General features: G+C 36.1%; 15 protein-coding genes. 7 read left to right on the forward strand and 8 right to left on the reverse strand.

Features of this window, described 5'->3' with window-relative positions; translation table 11 throughout:
- Nucleotides 1–22 precede the first annotated feature (22 nt).
- The 4 genes from AP75_RS03355 to AP75_RS03370 all read right to left on the reverse strand — a co-directional run bounded on the left by AP75_RS03355 (nucleotide 23) and on the right by AP75_RS03370 (nucleotide 5702).
- The gene (locus tag AP75_RS03355; protein ID WP_031503528.1) at nucleotides 23–2014 is read right to left on the reverse strand and encodes a KUP/HAK/KT family potassium transporter; all 1992 of its coding nucleotides are present in this window, start codon (nucleotides 2012–2014) and stop codon (nucleotides 23–25) included.
- 104 nt (nucleotides 2015–2118) lie between these two features.
- Nucleotides 2119–3102 carry a pyruvate dehydrogenase complex E1 component subunit beta gene (locus tag AP75_RS03360; protein ID WP_088263634.1) on the reverse strand — a complete coding sequence of 328 codons (984 nt, stop codon included), beginning with the start codon at nucleotides 3100–3102 and terminating at the stop codon, nucleotides 2119–2121.
- 119 nt (nucleotides 3103–3221) lie between these two features.
- Nucleotides 3222–3641 carry a DUF2147 domain-containing protein gene (locus tag AP75_RS03365; protein ID WP_031503530.1) on the reverse strand — a complete coding sequence of 140 codons (420 nt, stop codon included), beginning with the start codon at nucleotides 3639–3641 and terminating at the stop codon, nucleotides 3222–3224.
- Nucleotides 3642–3779: 138 nt separating this feature from the next.
- Entirely contained in the window at nucleotides 3780–5702 is a 1923-nt protein-coding gene (locus tag AP75_RS03370) for an LTA synthase family protein (protein ID WP_088263591.1), read from the reverse strand.
- A gap of 114 nt (nucleotides 5703–5816) precedes the next feature.
- On the opposite strand from AP75_RS03370, the gene AP75_RS03375 reads away from it, so the two are divergent.
- From AP75_RS03375 to AP75_RS03390, 4 genes are all read left to right on the forward strand, one after another.
- Nucleotides 5817–6530: a CDP-alcohol phosphatidyltransferase family protein gene (locus AP75_RS03375; protein ID WP_031503531.1), complete on the forward strand. Its 714-nt coding sequence runs from the start codon at nucleotides 5817–5819 to the stop codon at nucleotides 6528–6530.
- 79 nt (nucleotides 6531–6609) lie between these two features.
- A complete protein-coding gene (locus tag AP75_RS03380; RefSeq protein ID WP_031503534.1) occupies nucleotides 6610–7374 on the forward strand; it encodes a 3'-5' exonuclease in 765 nt (254 codons plus the stop codon).
- Between the two features lie 62 nt (nucleotides 7375–7436).
- Complete coding sequence (locus AP75_RS03385; RefSeq protein WP_031503536.1) at nucleotides 7437–8045, forward strand: fumarylacetoacetate hydrolase family protein; 609 nt, start codon at nucleotides 7437–7439, stop codon at nucleotides 8043–8045.
- 35 nt (nucleotides 8046–8080) lie between these two features.
- Complete coding sequence (locus AP75_RS03390) at nucleotides 8081–8515, forward strand: universal stress protein (protein ID WP_031503538.1); 435 nt, start codon at nucleotides 8081–8083, stop codon at nucleotides 8513–8515.
- 73 nt (nucleotides 8516–8588) lie between these two features.
- Here AP75_RS03390 and AP75_RS03395 read toward each other — a convergent pair whose 3' ends face one another.
- Entirely contained in the window at nucleotides 8589–8825 is a 237-nt protein-coding gene (locus tag AP75_RS03395; protein ID WP_031503540.1) for a hypothetical protein, read from the reverse strand.
- A gap of 42 nt (nucleotides 8826–8867) precedes the next feature.
- Here AP75_RS03395 and AP75_RS03400 point away from each other — a divergent pair, with 42 nt between their 5' ends.
- From AP75_RS03400 to AP75_RS03410, 3 genes are read left to right on the forward strand one after another with little or no spacing between them, the layout of a single operon-like run.
- Nucleotides 8868–9770, forward strand: a complete 903-nt coding sequence (locus AP75_RS03400; RefSeq protein WP_088263592.1) for a DUF6427 family protein — start codon at nucleotides 8868–8870, stop codon at nucleotides 9768–9770.
- Nucleotides 9771–9782: 12 nt separating this feature from the next.
- Nucleotides 9783–10367 carry a DUF3109 family protein gene (locus AP75_RS03405; RefSeq protein WP_031502069.1) on the forward strand — a complete coding sequence of 195 codons (585 nt, stop codon included), beginning with the start codon at nucleotides 9783–9785 and terminating at the stop codon, nucleotides 10365–10367.
- A 24-nt stretch (nucleotides 10368–10391) separates the two neighbouring features.
- Complete coding sequence (locus tag AP75_RS03410) at nucleotides 10392–11036, forward strand: MgtC/SapB family protein (protein WP_088263593.1); 645 nt, start codon at nucleotides 10392–10394, stop codon at nucleotides 11034–11036.
- A gap of 73 nt (nucleotides 11037–11109) precedes the next feature.
- On the opposite strand, the gene AP75_RS03415 is transcribed toward AP75_RS03410, so the two are convergent.
- The 3 genes from AP75_RS03415 to AP75_RS03425 form a co-directional block, all read right to left on the reverse strand.
- A complete protein-coding gene (locus AP75_RS03415; RefSeq protein WP_031502070.1) occupies nucleotides 11110–12444 on the reverse strand; it encodes a trigger factor in 1335 nt (444 codons plus the stop codon).
- A 182-nt stretch (nucleotides 12445–12626) separates the two neighbouring features.
- On the reverse strand, nucleotides 12627–13187 hold the full coding sequence (locus tag AP75_RS03420) for a hypothetical protein (protein ID WP_031502071.1): 561 nt from the start codon (nucleotides 13185–13187) through the stop codon (nucleotides 12627–12629).
- Nucleotides 13188–13243: 56 nt separating this feature from the next.
- Nucleotides 13244–15625, reverse strand: coding sequence for a TonB-dependent receptor (locus AP75_RS03425; RefSeq protein WP_185116471.1), 2382 nt, complete (start codon nucleotides 15623–15625; stop codon nucleotides 13244–13246).
- Nucleotides 15626–15691: the final 66 nt, after the last annotated feature.

A 15691-nucleotide genomic window follows, 5' to 3' on the forward strand; every position in this document is an offset into this window, starting at 1 on the left:
GGCAAGAACCGGGAAAAATTTGTTAAGCGTCGTAATGTTTAAAATTGACTTGCTGAATTCTTTTGGTAACAATTGTTTGATCCAGCAATGGTGCGGATTCAACAACAACATTGTGTGGCGAAACTCCCCATGCTTTGAAATCGTCACTACCGATATATTTCACAAAATGGTAAATACTTAAGGTCAATTTTTCTTTCACCGTTAATAAAGTATCGTTAATATAGGTGTTATCAATAATTACATACTTCAAATCTGGTGGGATATTGTGGATTCTAAGCGACGGATGACTGCTTCGGGAAGGTATTGTACCTTCTTTCATCATATCCTCTAAAACCTGATCGAAATAATCGTTGATTCGTCGATCAATCTTAAAACCAAGTAGGAAATTAATTCGGTAAATCGTACCCGGCATAATTTCATCAATCGTATATTTAAAAGTAAAAGGATCTTCCTGATTGATAATATTCAGAATAAAATAATGATCTGCTCGCTTCGGTTGCTTTCGAAGAATGGAATAAATAATCTTGGCTTCGATTTCATCTTCTTTTTTAGCACGGCTCAGAAAAGCAAGATTTGTCGCATATTTAGGAATTGTTTCATCGAGTTTTAAATCTTTAATGATAGAAACATATTTTTCCAGTTTTACGAATTTGATGAATTTAGCTTTAATTAATCTACCGTTATACCAAGCATACATGCAAACCGCAATGAAACCGCCAAGCGCTACTGTAAGCCAACCTCCATCGAAGAATTTGATGACATTTGCATAAAAGAAACCGAGTTCGATAAATAAATAAACAGTAATAAAACAGATGGCAAAAACCTTGTTCACACGAGTTCTGCTGAGCCAAAAGAACAGGAGTATCGTCGTCATAATCATCGTGATGGTAATCGTAAGTCCGTATGCTGCTTCCATAGATTCGGAACGCTGAAAATACATTACCACGATAAAACACAGCACCATCAGTCCCCAATTGATTCTCGGGATATACATTTGTCCTTTAACTCCGGATGGATAATCAATTTGCTGGTTCGGCCAGAAGGAAATCGACATTGCTTCTGAAAACATCGTAAACGAGCCTGTAATTACAGATTGACTGGCAATAATCGCCGCTGCAGTTGCCAAAATAACTCCGGGCAATATGGCCCAAACCGGCATAATGCCGAACATAGGATTGATTCCTTCCGCTACTTTATGATGATTATCCAGCAACCAAGCTCCTTGACCTAGATAATTCAGGATAAGCATTGCTTTTACAAAAGCCCAACTCACCCGGATATTTTTAATTCCGCAATGACCAAGATCAGAATAAAGAGCTTCTGCACCGGTAGTACAAAGAAAAACCGCTCCCATAATGACAATGGCACTAGGTGAATGAGTAATTAAATTATATGCGTAATATGGATTAAATGCTTTGAAGATTTCGATATGATCGAAAATATGCATTCCACCGAAAATTCCTAAAACAAGGAACCAAATAACCATCACAGGACCGAAAAACTTCCCGATAGAAGCCGTTCCGAATTGCTGAATAAAAAAAACGACCGCCAAAATAATCATCGTGATAGCAACTACAGGGGTGTTTGGACTATAAATTTTCAAACCTTCCACTGCAGACATTACCGTCAAAGAAGGCGTTATAACACTATCTGCCACCAATGTGGATGCCCCAATAATCGCCACCACATACAGCCATTTTTTCTTGAGTCTTTTAACTAAAGAATACAAAGAAAGTATTCCACCTTCTCCTTTGTTATCCGCCCGAAGTGCGATAACTACATATTTAATGGTGGTTTGCAGCGTAAGAGTCCAAATAATACATGAAAGTGCTCCTTCAATATACTCATCGAAAGGTAAATTACCACCTTCTTGCCTTGCGTTCACAATTGCTTTCATTACATAAAGCGGTGAGGTACCAATATCTCCGAAAACAATTCCAAGTGAAACCAGCACTCCCATTGCGGTGAGTTTTTTCGTGTCAAAATGGTGACCACCTTCTGTTACTTCTGCCATTATTCAGTTTTAAATATTGCGTAAATTTAAATTAAAAAGTCATTCAGCAATGAATTTTCATACATAATATAAACTTAAAAAACTCCTTTTCAGGAGTTTTATTTTTAAGCTTTGATGTACAATGCATTTTTTATTTCTGCTTTCACTTTTTCAAGTTTCGGGAACCACTCCGCAAATAATGCAGCCGAATAAGGCGCAGGTGCATCTGGTGTTGTAATCCTCTTAATCGGAGCATCAAGATAGTCAAAAGCTTTCTGCTGAACCATATATGTAATTTCCGAAGAAACAGACGCAAAAGGCCATGCTTCTTCCAAAATCACCATGCGGTTGGTCTTTTTTACAGAAGCAATTACGGCATCGAAATCTAACGGACGAACTGTTCTAAGATCAATTACTTCCACTGAAATACCTTCTTTCTCCATATCTTCAGCCGCTTGCATCGCCAGTTTCATAATTTTACCAAAAGAAACCAAAGTTACATCTTTACCTTCTTTTTTGATATCCGCTTTTCCGATCGGTAGATAATATTCTTCGTCAGGAATTTCCATTTTATCGCCATACATTTGCTCTGATTCCATGAAGATTATCGGATCGTTATCCTGGATTGCAGATTTCAACAGACCTTTTGCATCGTATGGGTTTGAAGGTACAATAACCTTTAAACCTGGAACATTTGCAAACCAACTTTCTAGAGCTTGGGAGTGTGTTGCTCCTAACTGACCAGCTGATGCGGTAGGACCACGGAAAACGATTGGGCAATTCCACTGTCCGCCACTCATTTGACGGATTTTAGCAGCATTGTTGATAATTTGATCAATTCCTACTAATGAGAAATTGAAGGTCATATATTCTACAATTGGGCGATTACCATTCATTGCAGATCCTATCGCAATTCCTGTGAAACCCAACTCGGCAATCGGAGTATCTATCACTCTTTTAGGGCCAAATTCATCGAGCATACCTTTTGATGCTTTATAAGCACCGTTATATTCCGCAACCTCTTCACCCATTAAATAAATTGATGAGTCTTTGCGCATTTCCTCGCTCATTGCTTGTGCAATTACTTCTCTAAAAGTATATTCTGCCATAATTTTTGAAAAATTTAGAGTACAAAAGTAAAGTTTTTTTCGCAAATTTTCGGGCGCAACAGGACAAAAAAAAAGCAACTCTTTCGAATTGCTTGTTTTTTCTTGTTGTAATGATTCTTTTATTTCACTGCGTGCCAAGTTTGGCTTCTTCCGATCAGTGAAAATCCAATATAACCTCTAACATTCAATTTATCGCCTTCTCTGGTGATATTGCACTTGTACGTTTTTCCTGTTTTAGGATCAGTGATGGTTCCTCCGGTGAATTCTTTCCCTTCTTTTTTCATACCTCTCACGATTTCCATACCCAAAAGCGGTTTGTTTTTTCTATCGTCTTTACAATCTACACAATTTGGATTAGCAGGTTTTATCAAAAGTTGAGAGATTTTTCCGTAGTATTTACCGTCAGACTTTTTGTAAATCTCTACAATAGATTTTGCTTGTCCAGTTTCATCATCGATGGTTTTCCATTTTCCTTCGATTTGTGCATAAGATAGTGTTGCGAAAAATAAGGCAACGAAAGCGAAAATTATCTTTTTCATAAGATTAATTATTTTTAAATTTTTAGTTTGATAAATGTAATTAAAAAAAGTTAAACACCAAATTTTTAATTATTCGCAACATACTAATGATTGTATTTAGGAAATTTTAAAAATCTAAACACTTCAAAATTATTTTGATTAATGAAGTTTGCGGTTGATCACCCGATTCATATAATCTTGGTACCATGCCTTACTCTTCATCATTCCCAAATCGGTTTCCGGATTTTTCACTTTTCCGAGAAGGTTTTTTTCGTACCCCAAATCTTTGATATCATAAATACCCGTAAAATCTTTCCCATCAAACAAATAAATATAATTGCCAATCATAAACTGCTCTACTCCACTGGAATTTACAATTAAATAATTTTCTTTCTTCTCAGAAACCAAGCTTCTTCCCCAACTTCTGATTTTCTTATTGTAACCCATCAAATCGGCTAAAGTTGGATAAACATCCATCTGTTGTGCAGGTTCGGTAATTTCACCTGTCAATTGGTATTTCGGATTCGGGGAGTAAAACAAAATCGGAATAGCGAAACGGTTCATCGCTTTTTCATACTCCGGATAAGCAATCTGGTTGGTATGATCGGCTACCACAACGAAAATTGTATTTTGATACCAAGGCATTTTTTTTGCCGTTTCGAAGAATTTTTTCAAAGCAAAATCGGTGTAACCAATTGGTTCATGGATTTCCAGCGGACCCTTTTTGAACTTTCCTTTGTATTTTTCCGGAATTTTAAAAGGATGGTGCGAAGACGCCGAAAACATCGTCGCCATAAACGGAGATTTTTTGGTGTTTAAAGTTTTAGCAAAATATTGAAAAAAAGGTTCATCCCAAATTCCCCACATTCCATCAAAATCGGCATCATTATTATATTCCGTTTTGCCGTAATAATGCTTAAAACCCAAAATATTTCCAAAACCGAGAAATCCCATTGATCCATTTGGCGCGCCATGAAAAAACGAAGTATCGTAACCCATTTCATTAGCAACCGAAACAATCGACTGAATTTTCTGGTTGGAATATGGCGAACTGGTAAAAGCATCTTTCAAACTCGGAATTCCCGCCAAAACAGAACTCATCCCATGGATCGACTGTCTACCATTAGCGAAAGCGTTCGTGGCAATCAAACTGTGAGTTGCCAAACTATCAAAAAAAGGCGTGTAAGAAACAAAATTCTTAATCCTGGTATTTTTATTAAATGCTCCGGAATATTCTTTCCCAAAACTTTCAATGATAAAGATAACCACATTGGGTTTAGGTTCCGCATTTTCACGAGGATAAATTTTATAAGGTTGAATATTTTTCTCAATAAATTCCTCATTTACAAAATGAACTTCCCGGAAATTATTCGTATTCATCGTTCGAAAAAATGAGAAAACACTGTTCAACACTACATTTGCTTGCAACGGATTTTTCACATGTCGGTTAGCATCCACCAAATTAATCGGTCTTGTGGAATGTTTAAAATCTCCACGAATTCCGCCCACAACAAGCGATGCAACGATGCATAAATTCAAAACCCAAAAAACAAAATATTTCCACTTTTTCTCAGGTTTTTGTTCCTCAACTTTCACTTTTTTATAAAGAAAAATCCAGAAAATCATCAAAACAATGAACCATAAAATTACGAACGGATGTTCCAAAACCGAAACCATGAACACTTTTCCGATATTATCCTCATGTTTTGCCACATTCAAAGCTGCCGTGGTAAGCCTCGACTGCGAAAATCGGTAATAAATAAAATCCCCGAAATTCATTCCGTACGCAATTCCGTTGGTAATGAAATAAAGATAAAACAGAAATTTCTGATAACTTTTTTTCGTGTTAATGACCAGCGGAAGCAAACTGAGCAAAATAAAAGGCGAATTCACATACAAAATCGCTGTGGTATCGAACGCTGTTCCGTGATAAGAAATACTGAAATAATCGGACACAGAATCAATCGGTATAAGTTTTCGATTGAAAAACCAAAACAGAAAACGCGCAATCTGATAAAAGAAAAACGCCAAAAACAATCTATAAAAAAGAGCAAAAACCTCTTGTAATCTTATATCTTTCATTCAAAAATTCTAAAAAAACTGTGCAAAGTTACATTAAATTCACATTTCGTTAATAACTAGTTTTTTCAGGAAATTGCAGATGAAAATTTTAATAAAAACCCTATTTTTGCTCCTATGAATTTCATTAAAAACAATCTGGCAAACGCCTTCACTTTGGCCAATTTATTTTCCGGAAGCATCGGTGTCATTCAATTGCTTGCCGGCAATTACCAAATCACGGCGATTTGCATTATCGTTTCTTTAATCCTCGATTTTTTCGACGGGTTTATTGCGAGAGCGCTGAAATCCAATTCCAATTTGGGTGCGCAACTCGATTCGCTTGCCGATATGGTGAGTTTCGGTTTGTTGCCGGGAATCGTGATGTACAAAGCATTAGAACCTTTCGGAACTGAGATTTTCGGAATCGAACTTCCTTTTGAAATTAAATATTTCGGGCTTTTCATCACTTTATTTTCATGTTTGAGGTTGGCAATTTTCAATTTGGATGAAGAGCAAACGTATTATTTTAAAGGATTGAACACGCCTTCAAATACCATTTTAATTTTCGGACTTTATTACGCATTTCTCGAAAACGGAAGCTTTCAATTTATCTTTGAAAACCCTTTGTTAATGGTAATATTCACGATAATTTCTTCGTGGATTTTAGTAAGTCCCATAAAAATGATCTCGATGAAATTCAAATCGATGAAATTAGAAGATAATTATCCGAAAATCGCTTTGTTGATCGGCGCTGTATTGATTTTAATTATCTTTAAAACCGTCGGAATTCCATTGGTGATTTTATACTATATTTTGATTTCACTTATTTTTCAAAAACAGTTGAAATAGGAATTAGATTGTAACAATTATTAATGACAAACCAAAATATTTTCAAATTACCAAATTAGTACATTTCCAAATAAAAAAAATGAATTTAAAACTCTATAAACCGCTCTGCATCTTCGATCTGGAAACTACCGGAACCAATGTAGCAAAAGACCGAATCGTGGAAATCTGCATCCTGAAAGTGAATCCGGACGCTTCCCGAGAAAGCAAAACCTGGCTCGTGAATCCCGAAATGCTCATCCCAAAAGAATCAACCGCAGTACACGGAATCACTGATGAAGACGTGAAAAACGCTCCGAAGTTTAAAGAAATCGCTCCGAAAATTATGGAAATGATCGCAGGTTCCGATTTGGGTGGCTTCAATTCTAACCGATTTGATGTACCGCTTTTGGCTGAAGAACTTCTGAGATCCGGGATCGATTTCGATTTAAGCAAATTCAAGTTGGTTGATGCGCAAACGATTTTCCACAAAATGGAACCAAGAAATTTGACGGCAGCTTACAAATTCTACTGTAAAAAAGAGTTGGAAAACGCCCATTCTGCTGAAGCTGATGTTTTAGCAACTTTCGAAGTATTGGATGCGCAAGTTGCTCACTACGAAGAACTTCCAAACGATATTGCTGCACTAAGCGAGTTTTCTTTTCACACCAAATTTGCAGATTTAGCGGGAATGATTCATTTTGATGAAGAACATCAAGAGATTTTCGCGTTCGGGAAATACAAAGGACAACGCGTGAAAGACGTTTTCCAAAAAGATTTGGGCTATTACGGATGGATCCAAAGTGCTGATTTTCCGTTATATACTAAGAAAATTTTGACAGGAATTCAACTTCGTTCGAAATTTTAATTTTTTTTAAGTCACAAAAGATTTATTTAAGGATAAGTTTTTCAAAAGGTAACAATTTAATTATGAAAATAATTTGCATCGGCAGAAACTACGCAGAACACGCCAAAGAACTCGGAAATGAAATCCCTGAAAATCCCGTGATTTTCATGAAACCCGACACAGCGGTTTTAAAGAAAGGTTCGGATTTTTATATCCCGGAATTTTCGGAAGATATTCACTACGAGTTGGAAGTGGTTTTGAAAATTTCAAAAGGCGGAAAATATATTCAGGAAGAAAAAGCCGGAAATCATTTTGACGAGATTGCTTTGGGAATTGATTTCACTGCAAGAGATTTACAAACCAAACTGAAGGAAAAAGGACTTCCGTGGGAACTTGCGAAAGGTTTCGATGGTTCTGCAGTGATTTCGGATTTTTATAAAAAAGAAGATTACGATTTGAAAAACCTTCAATTTTCTTTGCATAAAAATAAAGCGGAAGTGCAGCATGGCAACACATCATTGATGCTTTTCAGTCCAGGAAAAATCATTGCATTTGTTTCGCAATATTTTACCTTAAAAACCGGAGATCTTATTTTCACGGGTACTCCAAAGGGTGTTGGAAAAATAGCTGAAAACGATATACTGGAAGCTTATCTTGAAAATAAAAAAATGCTGGATCTCAGAATTCAGTAAAAATTCGTAACTTTATACAACAAAATTTTTAAATTATGATCAATATTATACTACCTGTAGATTTCAGTGATTCTACAGACCAATTGATTGATGGATCAATAAAATTTGCAAAAGAAATCGGGGGAAAACTTTGTTTAATCCATGTTGCGCCCGCAGATATTGGTTTTGCAATTGGCGATATGGGATTTCAGTATTTTCCGGAAGTGGAGCAAAATGAGATTAAAGAAGAGCTGCTTCGGTTGAATAATATTCAGCAACGTGTACTTGCGGAAGGTGTCGATTGTGAACATCTATTGAAACAGGGTATTGCAGGCGATATTATCTTAGAATACGCCAAAGAAAAAAATGCGGCTTATATGGTGATGGGTTCACATGGCAGAAGCGGAATTTATGATGTATTTGTGGGAAGTCTTACCAAAGAACTTACTCGCCGCTCGCCAATTCCTGTACTGGTAATTCCGATTCATTAATAATTTTTCTACAAAAAAAACAATCCCGTAATTCTGAGAATTACGGGATTTTTATAAATAATATAAGAATCAATTATTTAGTTTTCTTAGAATGGATTTTTGGATCGTAGTAAGGGTGATGTCCTTCTGTCGGTGAAAAATATTCTTTGTCTTTGTCACCTCCTAAAGTAGCAACCAAAACATAGCACCAATAGGTAAACAATGCCGAAGCAACGAGAAATAAAACCCAGTTAAGAACATTACCTGCAACATCAAAAAATCCGAAAGACCATTTGAATGCATCGCTTAAGAAGAGAAAGAAAGACGTCATTATTTTCCTTTTTTAAATTAACTTTGCACAAAATTAATAAAAATGTTTCGATTACTTTCAAAAGAAAGCAATATTTTTTCAATACCCATTTACATTGTCATTCTTCTTTTAATTGTAATAGGATTTAACTTCCTTGATTTCAATTCATTAGACATAATTTCTGCAGTGATAACTTTTGCAGGTGTTGCTTTGGGATATTTTTGTTTTAATGCTATTTCACTGAATTATCAAACGCATTTGCCTTTATTTCTTTATACTGTCTTTATATTTGCGCTATATCCCGGTGATTTGGATATCGGAATTGCGGTTTCACTTTTCACCAATTCGATTATTCTGCTGTTGCTTACCGATAATGATTTGGCAGTTCGCAAAAACGCAATCATCCTTGTAGGCGCTATTTTAGCTCTGAATTTTATTTTTTTACCCACCACTTGGCCAATGTTTATTTTTGTGATTTTTCATCTCATTGGGACTTCTGATCGGGTTGGACTTCATATTTTCAAACTGCTGTTTGGGATTTTGCTCGTTGCAATTTCCTATTTTAGCATTGCGTTATTTCTTGGAATGAATTCTTGGAATGAGGTTTATTTTCCGTTTCAAAATTTTGAACCATCAAAAAATATTAAACAATTACTCTGGCTTTTGCCCGTTGCTTTGATGCTGATTCATTCGGTGATTGATCATTTTAGAAATTTTAATAAAAAAAGTCCGACAAGTAAATTTAAATATACTTTTTTATTGATTTACTCTTTGGCACAGCTCATTACCATTATTTTATATATGGGAAATGTGTATGAATATTTACTTTTTCTTGCGCTTCCGGCTTCCATTATTTTGAGTAGAATGTTGAAGTTTTTACCCAAATATTGGATGAAAGAAACCGGACTTTGGGTCATTATTATCTCTTTGATACTTTTTAAAATGACCAATTATTTACAATTTTAATACTAAAAAAACATGATACAAATAGGCAATAAACTGATTTCTGAAGATATTTTTGAAGAAGAATTTGTGTGTAACCTCAGCAAATGCAAAGGCGCGTGTTGCGTTGCAGGCGATGTAGGCGCACCGCTGGAAAAATATGAAACAGAAATCCTCGATAAAATTTTCGATCAAGTGAAACCGTATCTTCGTCCGGAAGGTGTGGCTGCGTTAGAAGAACAAGGAACTTGGACCATCGATCCACATGATGGCGATTATGTAACTCCGATGGTGAATGGCGAGGAATGTGCCTACGTGATTTTCGACGAAAAAGGAATTACCAAATGCGGAATTGAAAAAGCTTACGAAGATGGCGCGGTAGATTGGCAAAAGCCTATTTCCTGCCACCTCTACCCGATTCGCGTGACCGAATACTCCACCTTTACCGCGATGAATTACCACGAGTGGGAAATCTGCAACGATGCGTGTGTTTTGGGCAAAGAATTGAAAGTTCCGGTATATAAATTCCTGAAAACGCCGCTGATCCGAAAATACGGCGAAGAATTCTACACCACGCTTTGCGAAGCAGCCGATGAATGGAAAACGGAATTTGGTTCGTAAAAAATTTCTATCTTTAAATAAAAAATGTCGGAACATTTTGAATTTTTAGATATTTACAAAGCAATTATTTCCATTATAGCAGGGCTCATTTTAGGTTTTGAAAGGGAAATGAAGGACAAATCCGCAGGGTTGAAAACAATCACCATCATTTGTCTGGGTTCTACTCTTTTTTCGATTATTTCCTACAAACTCGCCGGTGATGGCGATCCTACCAGAATCGCTTCCTATATCGTGAGCGGAATCGGTTTTCTGGGTGCCGGCGTAATTTTTAAAGAAGGTTTCACCGTGTACGGACTTACCACAGCGGGCATTATCTGGATTGCCGCCGCGATCGGGATGTCGATTGGATTTGGTGAGGTTTATATTGCTTTTACCTTCCTTATTTCTGCCATTATCATCATTAATTCGGCACAATATGTTTCGAAAAATTTGCTTCCGCAGCATCACAGTAAACTCCTGAAATTGCAGCTTCCTATAGAAAAGTTTTCGCGTAAAGATGACATTCTCACGGAAATCAGAAGCATTACGAAAGATGTTTCAGAAATTGCTCTCGAGAAAAAAAACAGCAGTGTTCTGATTACACTCGATATCCATATCAAAAATAGAGACATCAGAAAACTGGAATCTTATCTTATAGGAAACAGTGATCTGGAATATTTCAGCTATTAAAAATCCATCATTAATTCATAAAAAAAATCCGTTCTGCAAAAACAAAACGGATTTTATATTTATTAAAGTAAAATTACTTTTTCAGTTCTTCTAAAAACTCGTCGTGAGAGATTTTAGTTTCTTTTTTAGATGCTTTCTCCAGGATTACATCTTTTAGTTTTGCCATTCCTACTTCACTAGAAATCTGACGAACTTGCTCCTGATCTTTCAACATTTCTACTGCGTATTTCTGAATTTCTTCATCGCCCAAATGGTGAATTCCGTAGATTGCCAATTGATTTCTTACCAACTGCTCAGCTTGGGCCAAAACATCGCTATAATCTAATTTGATTTCGTTATCGTTCATCAATTTACCTTCCAAAATCTGGTATTTCAATTGATTTTTTTCTGCTTCAAGAATTTCTTTTGCCTGTTCTTCAGACTGGATATTTTGGTTACTGAACATTAACCATTTTACCAAGAAAGTTTCAGGAAGTTTCACATCTTCTTTCTCGTTGATTTGTTCCAAAATCTTGTTCACGAAATGTACATCTGCATTTTGCTGGAAATATTCGTCAAGTTCTGATTTTACTTTTTCTTTAAGTTCGTCTTCAGATTTAATGTTTCCTTCACCATATACTTTATCGAATAATTCTTGGTTAAGTTCTGCCAAATTCAATCCGTAGAAATCTTTCACAGTAACTTCTAGTTGGTCGTGGTGCAAATGTTCAACTTCATCTTTGCTGAAGCCTAATTCTTTTGCTAAGTCCTCGTTTTTCTGTAAATCTTCTTTAGAAATTTTTACAGATCCATCCATTTTCAAATCTTTTACCAATTTGAAAGCTTCCTTCTTCTCAGCATCTATTACCACATTTTTCGGGTGATGGTGGTGCTCTCCTTCTGCATCTTCTTCTACAACTTGGCTGATTTGCAAAGCAACTTGAGAATCATCAGCGATGTTTTCTTGTACTACTTTTTCTGCAAATCTTTTTTGCATGTTTTCAATGCTTTGGTTGATTTCTTTATCAGAAGCTTCTACTTTGAAGTGTGGCGCTTCGTATTTTGCCAAATCAATTTTGAAATCTGGTTCGTAACCTACTTCGAAAGCAACGGTAACCTGATCAGCATTGTGGTTAAGCTCTTCAACCGGTTGTGGAACTGGCTGCCCAACCAATCTTAGATTATTTTCGTTCACATAATTATTAAGCGCTTCAGAAACCTGCTTGTTGATTTCCTCAAAAGCGATTCCTGCTTCATATTGTTTTCTTACCATGCTCAATGGCACTTTTCCCTTTCTGAAACCTGGAACTTGTGCATTTTTAGCATAATTGATAAGTTGTTTTTCAACTTTATCTTTATAATCTGCTTTATCTAGTGTAACTGTAAGTAACGCGCTTACTTCATCATGGTTTGTCGCTGTAACGTTCATTGTTATGTTTTGAAAATTTAGGTTGCAAAAATAGTAAAAATTTATTAAAAGATTCTCGCTAAAAAATCATAAAAAATACTAAAAAAAAATCATCTGCAATTAAGCAAATGATTTATTTAAGCAAAATACCACAAATACACGCTTACCGAAGATTAATCGCATATTTGTGCATGAAAAATTTTTTAATGAAGATTTACCAGTACATTCACATCGGTTTCTCCACCGGAAGTTTGACCTTGTTGGTTATCAGCTGTAGGATAATTTTGATTCACAGAATTTGGGGTATGCACCAGTTTGATATTGGCTTTCCCTGTTGCTAAAACCGAATTAATTTTCCATTCCGTGCTTAAACCTACTTTATTTCCATCAGTTCTTTCCACATCATCCGAAGCTCGGTTTACGGCAACATCAGAATCAGAGAATTGGAAAGTAATGAAATGCTCATCTTTTTCTGCGGTAATTTCTTCGTTTACACTTTCATAATGATCATCGTGTTTCACCTGGAAGTCCAATTTCACAGCGTAAGTCGCGCCTTGTTGCAATTGTAAAGATCCATCTGCTACACCTCCGATATAGTTTATTACATGAACATCGGAAGTATTATTTTTATTGGTTGCAGTAATTACCAATTTTTCAATTTCTTCGTGTTCATGAATATCTTCGGGGATTTCGTTGCTATTTCTACAAGAAAACAAGATAAAAGCCGCAAATAAAAGTAAAGTGGTATTATATAAATTTTTCATTTTTTTATTTTTTTAAAGGTTAAAGGTTCTTATTAATGAACTATTCGATTTTTTATTTAAAATTTAAATTGAACTGTCGCCACGAAATTTCGTCCGGGTTCCGGCATGAAATACCTCAATCTATTGAGATATTCTTTGTAACTGGTATTAAAAATATTGTTGACTCTGAAATTGATGTTCATATTTTTTAAAACATCAAACCCAAAAGCGGCATTGAAAATTGAATATGAAGCCGGTGTAGAACTGTAATCTATTTCTCGGGTAACAAAAGTTCCGTTTTCAATGAAATCCACATTTTGGTTTCGGATTGGATATCTTTTCTGCTGAAATACGGTTTCGTTTTCCAACTTTACAAATAGATTTCCAGCTTTTTCAGATTTCCATTCCAGGGAATTTCTCCAATTGGTAGGCATCATTAAAATTAATGGTTCTTGATTTCCCAAATCGTCACCGCGCAAAGTACTGAAGGAAGAATTCAACTTCAACTGATCGGTAAATTTCAATTCCGCATCAGCATCCACTCCGAAAATCCTCGCTCTGTTTTGCTGATAACTCCACACCACAAACACCCCTCTGTTGGTAGATTTCACCCCGGTTGGGATCTGGTTAATAAACGAATCCGAGAACATAAGATATGGATTGATTTCGAAAGATAATCCCATCAAAAAGTCCACTTTTGCGATGGTAGAAAAATTCAGATGGTAGATGCTTTCTTTTTTCATGTTCAAGGCACCTTCTTCCATAATTGCGGCAGAATGGTGTAGCCCATCCGCAAACAGTTCCGCCGCATTCGGAGCGCGTTCTGCTCGGGAAAAATTCAGTTTGAAATTCCAATTTTTATTCAATAGATAATTGAATCCCACATTTCCCGAAAAGTTATGATAATCTAAAACAGGATGTGTCAAAACTCGGCTATCGCTTTCTTTTACAAAGAATTCCGGAAAAAGGTTCGCATATTTTTCCCAAACGGATGCATCGTAATATTTGTAAGCATCGTATCGGTTGAAATCGTATCTCGCACCGGCTTCTGCATTTAGCTGATCATTGATTTGAAATTTGAAAACAGAAAAAATTCCGGCATCGTAGCGAAAATAATCTGGAATCAAACGCCTTGCTTTAGTAGCCGGATTCGGAAAATTATCTTGCAAACCAACAGAAATTCCGCTTTCAATGTTCCATTTTCCTCTCTCCAAAAGATGGGTCAAGCTTGCATTATGAGTAGTTAATCGCAAATCCATCGAAGGAGTTTCGCTCAAATCACCTTTCCTGATGTCGTATTCTTTTCTATTATTCAACTGAAAACTATATTGCAAAGAGATCTTCCCGATATTGTAAAACCGTTTGTACGCAGAAATTTTTGCCAAGTGATGACTTACTTCCTGCTTTGGATTTTCGATATTATAACTGAATTCATCCAAAAAATAAGGCTGCCCCAAATTGATGGCTTTATAAAAATCTTCCGGGCCGCCAAGATGCGCACCTTTGAAAATTCCAAATTCCTGCTGAATTCCGCTGTAAAAAACATCAAAACCCTGCTTGAAAGAATGATTTCCGAAGGAAAAATCAAAAGAGCTAACTTCCGCTCCCGTGTTTTGCAAGGTATGATGTGGAATGTATTGATCGCCCAACTTTTTATAGGATCCACCGGACTTTACAAACCACTGGTTTTCCCAAGTTTTAGCGACATCTACAGCAACTTCTCCTCCTTTTCCGTTCGATATTCCAGAGAATTTCAATCGTCCTAAAATAGTATCTTTTTTTGGGGTAATTGCCGGTTCCAAAATCACCACTCCACCCACACTTTCGTTGCCGTATTTCAATGCAGATGCACCTTTTACTACATCAATATGTTCAAACATTTTCACATCAACATTCGGTGCATGCTCCACTCCCCACTCCTGTTCCGCCATTTTCACACCATTGTTCATGATCGAAACTCGCGTTCCGTACAGCCCGTGAATAACAGGTTTGGAAATATTATTTCCCGTTTTCAAAGCAGTGACACCTGAGATTCCGGCGAGCAGATTACCGAGATTTTCGGTAGAATTCCGGTCGATTTCTTCTTTGTTTAATGTTTTAATCAAAACAGATCCCTCTTTTTTATGAATGGCGTGAATTTTCACAGTTTCAATTTCGGAGATATGATGTTCCAGATTCAGAGTAATTTCCAGATCTTTATTCACCGTTATTTTTTCTGTTAATGGTTCGCAATCTGGATGGTTTGCGGTGATGATGTAATTTCCTTTTTTAATGGAACTGAAACTGAAGTTTCCGTTTGTATCGGAGTTTTCTGTGTAATCACCGATCTTGATTACTGCGTTTTTCAAAGGAACTTTATCATGAAAATCGATGATTTTACCTTGAATTTTAAAAGTTTGCTGTGCGCTGAAGAATGTGAATCCAAAAAGGATCAACAAAATATTGAAAGTAAATTTCATTTAAATATAAATTTCAAATTAATTAAATACGGGAACTTTAAAGATTCAATCATGAACCTTTAACAA

Origin of the sequence: Kaistella haifensis DSM 19056 (assembly GCF_000735695.2) — a bacterium.
Classification (GTDB): Bacteria; Bacteroidota; Bacteroidia; order Flavobacteriales; family Weeksellaceae; genus Kaistella; species Kaistella haifensis.

Coding starts and splice junctions, on each gene's coding strand:
- AP75_RS03355 (WP_031503528.1), bottom strand. CDS start 2,014: ATGGCAGAAGTAACAGAAGGTGGTCACCATTTTGACACGAAAAAACTC.
- AP75_RS03360 (WP_088263634.1), bottom strand. CDS start 3,102: ATGGCAGAATATACTTTTAGAGAAGTAATTGCACAAGCAATGAGCGAG.
- AP75_RS03365 (WP_031503530.1), bottom strand. CDS start 3,641: ATGAAAAAGATAATTTTCGCTTTCGTTGCCTTATTTTTCGCAACACTA.
- AP75_RS03370 (WP_088263591.1), bottom strand. CDS start 5,702: ATGAAAGATATAAGATTACAAGAGGTTTTTGCTCTTTTTTATAGATTG.
- AP75_RS03375 (WP_031503531.1), top strand. CDS start 5,817: ATGAATTTCATTAAAAACAATCTGGCAAACGCCTTCACTTTGGCCAAT.
- AP75_RS03380 (WP_031503534.1), top strand. CDS start 6,610: ATGAATTTAAAACTCTATAAACCGCTCTGCATCTTCGATCTGGAAACT.
- AP75_RS03385 (WP_031503536.1), top strand. CDS start 7,437: ATGAAAATAATTTGCATCGGCAGAAACTACGCAGAACACGCCAAAGAA.
- AP75_RS03390 (WP_031503538.1), top strand. CDS start 8,081: ATGATCAATATTATACTACCTGTAGATTTCAGTGATTCTACAGACCAA.
- AP75_RS03395 (WP_031503540.1), bottom strand. CDS start 8,825: ATGACGTCTTTCTTTCTCTTCTTAAGCGATGCATTCAAATGGTCTTTC.
- AP75_RS03400 (WP_088263592.1), top strand. CDS start 8,868: ATGTTTCGATTACTTTCAAAAGAAAGCAATATTTTTTCAATACCCATT.
- AP75_RS03405 (WP_031502069.1), top strand. CDS start 9,783: ATGATACAAATAGGCAATAAACTGATTTCTGAAGATATTTTTGAAGAA.
- AP75_RS03410 (WP_088263593.1), top strand. CDS start 10,392: ATGTCGGAACATTTTGAATTTTTAGATATTTACAAAGCAATTATTTCC.
- AP75_RS03415 (WP_031502070.1), bottom strand. CDS start 12,444: ATGAACGTTACAGCGACAAACCATGATGAAGTAAGCGCGTTACTTACA.
- AP75_RS03420 (WP_031502071.1), bottom strand. CDS start 13,187: ATGAAAAATTTATATAATACCACTTTACTTTTATTTGCGGCTTTTATC.
- AP75_RS03425 (WP_185116471.1), bottom strand. CDS start 15,625: ATGAAATTTACTTTCAATATTTTGTTGATCCTTTTTGGATTCACATTC.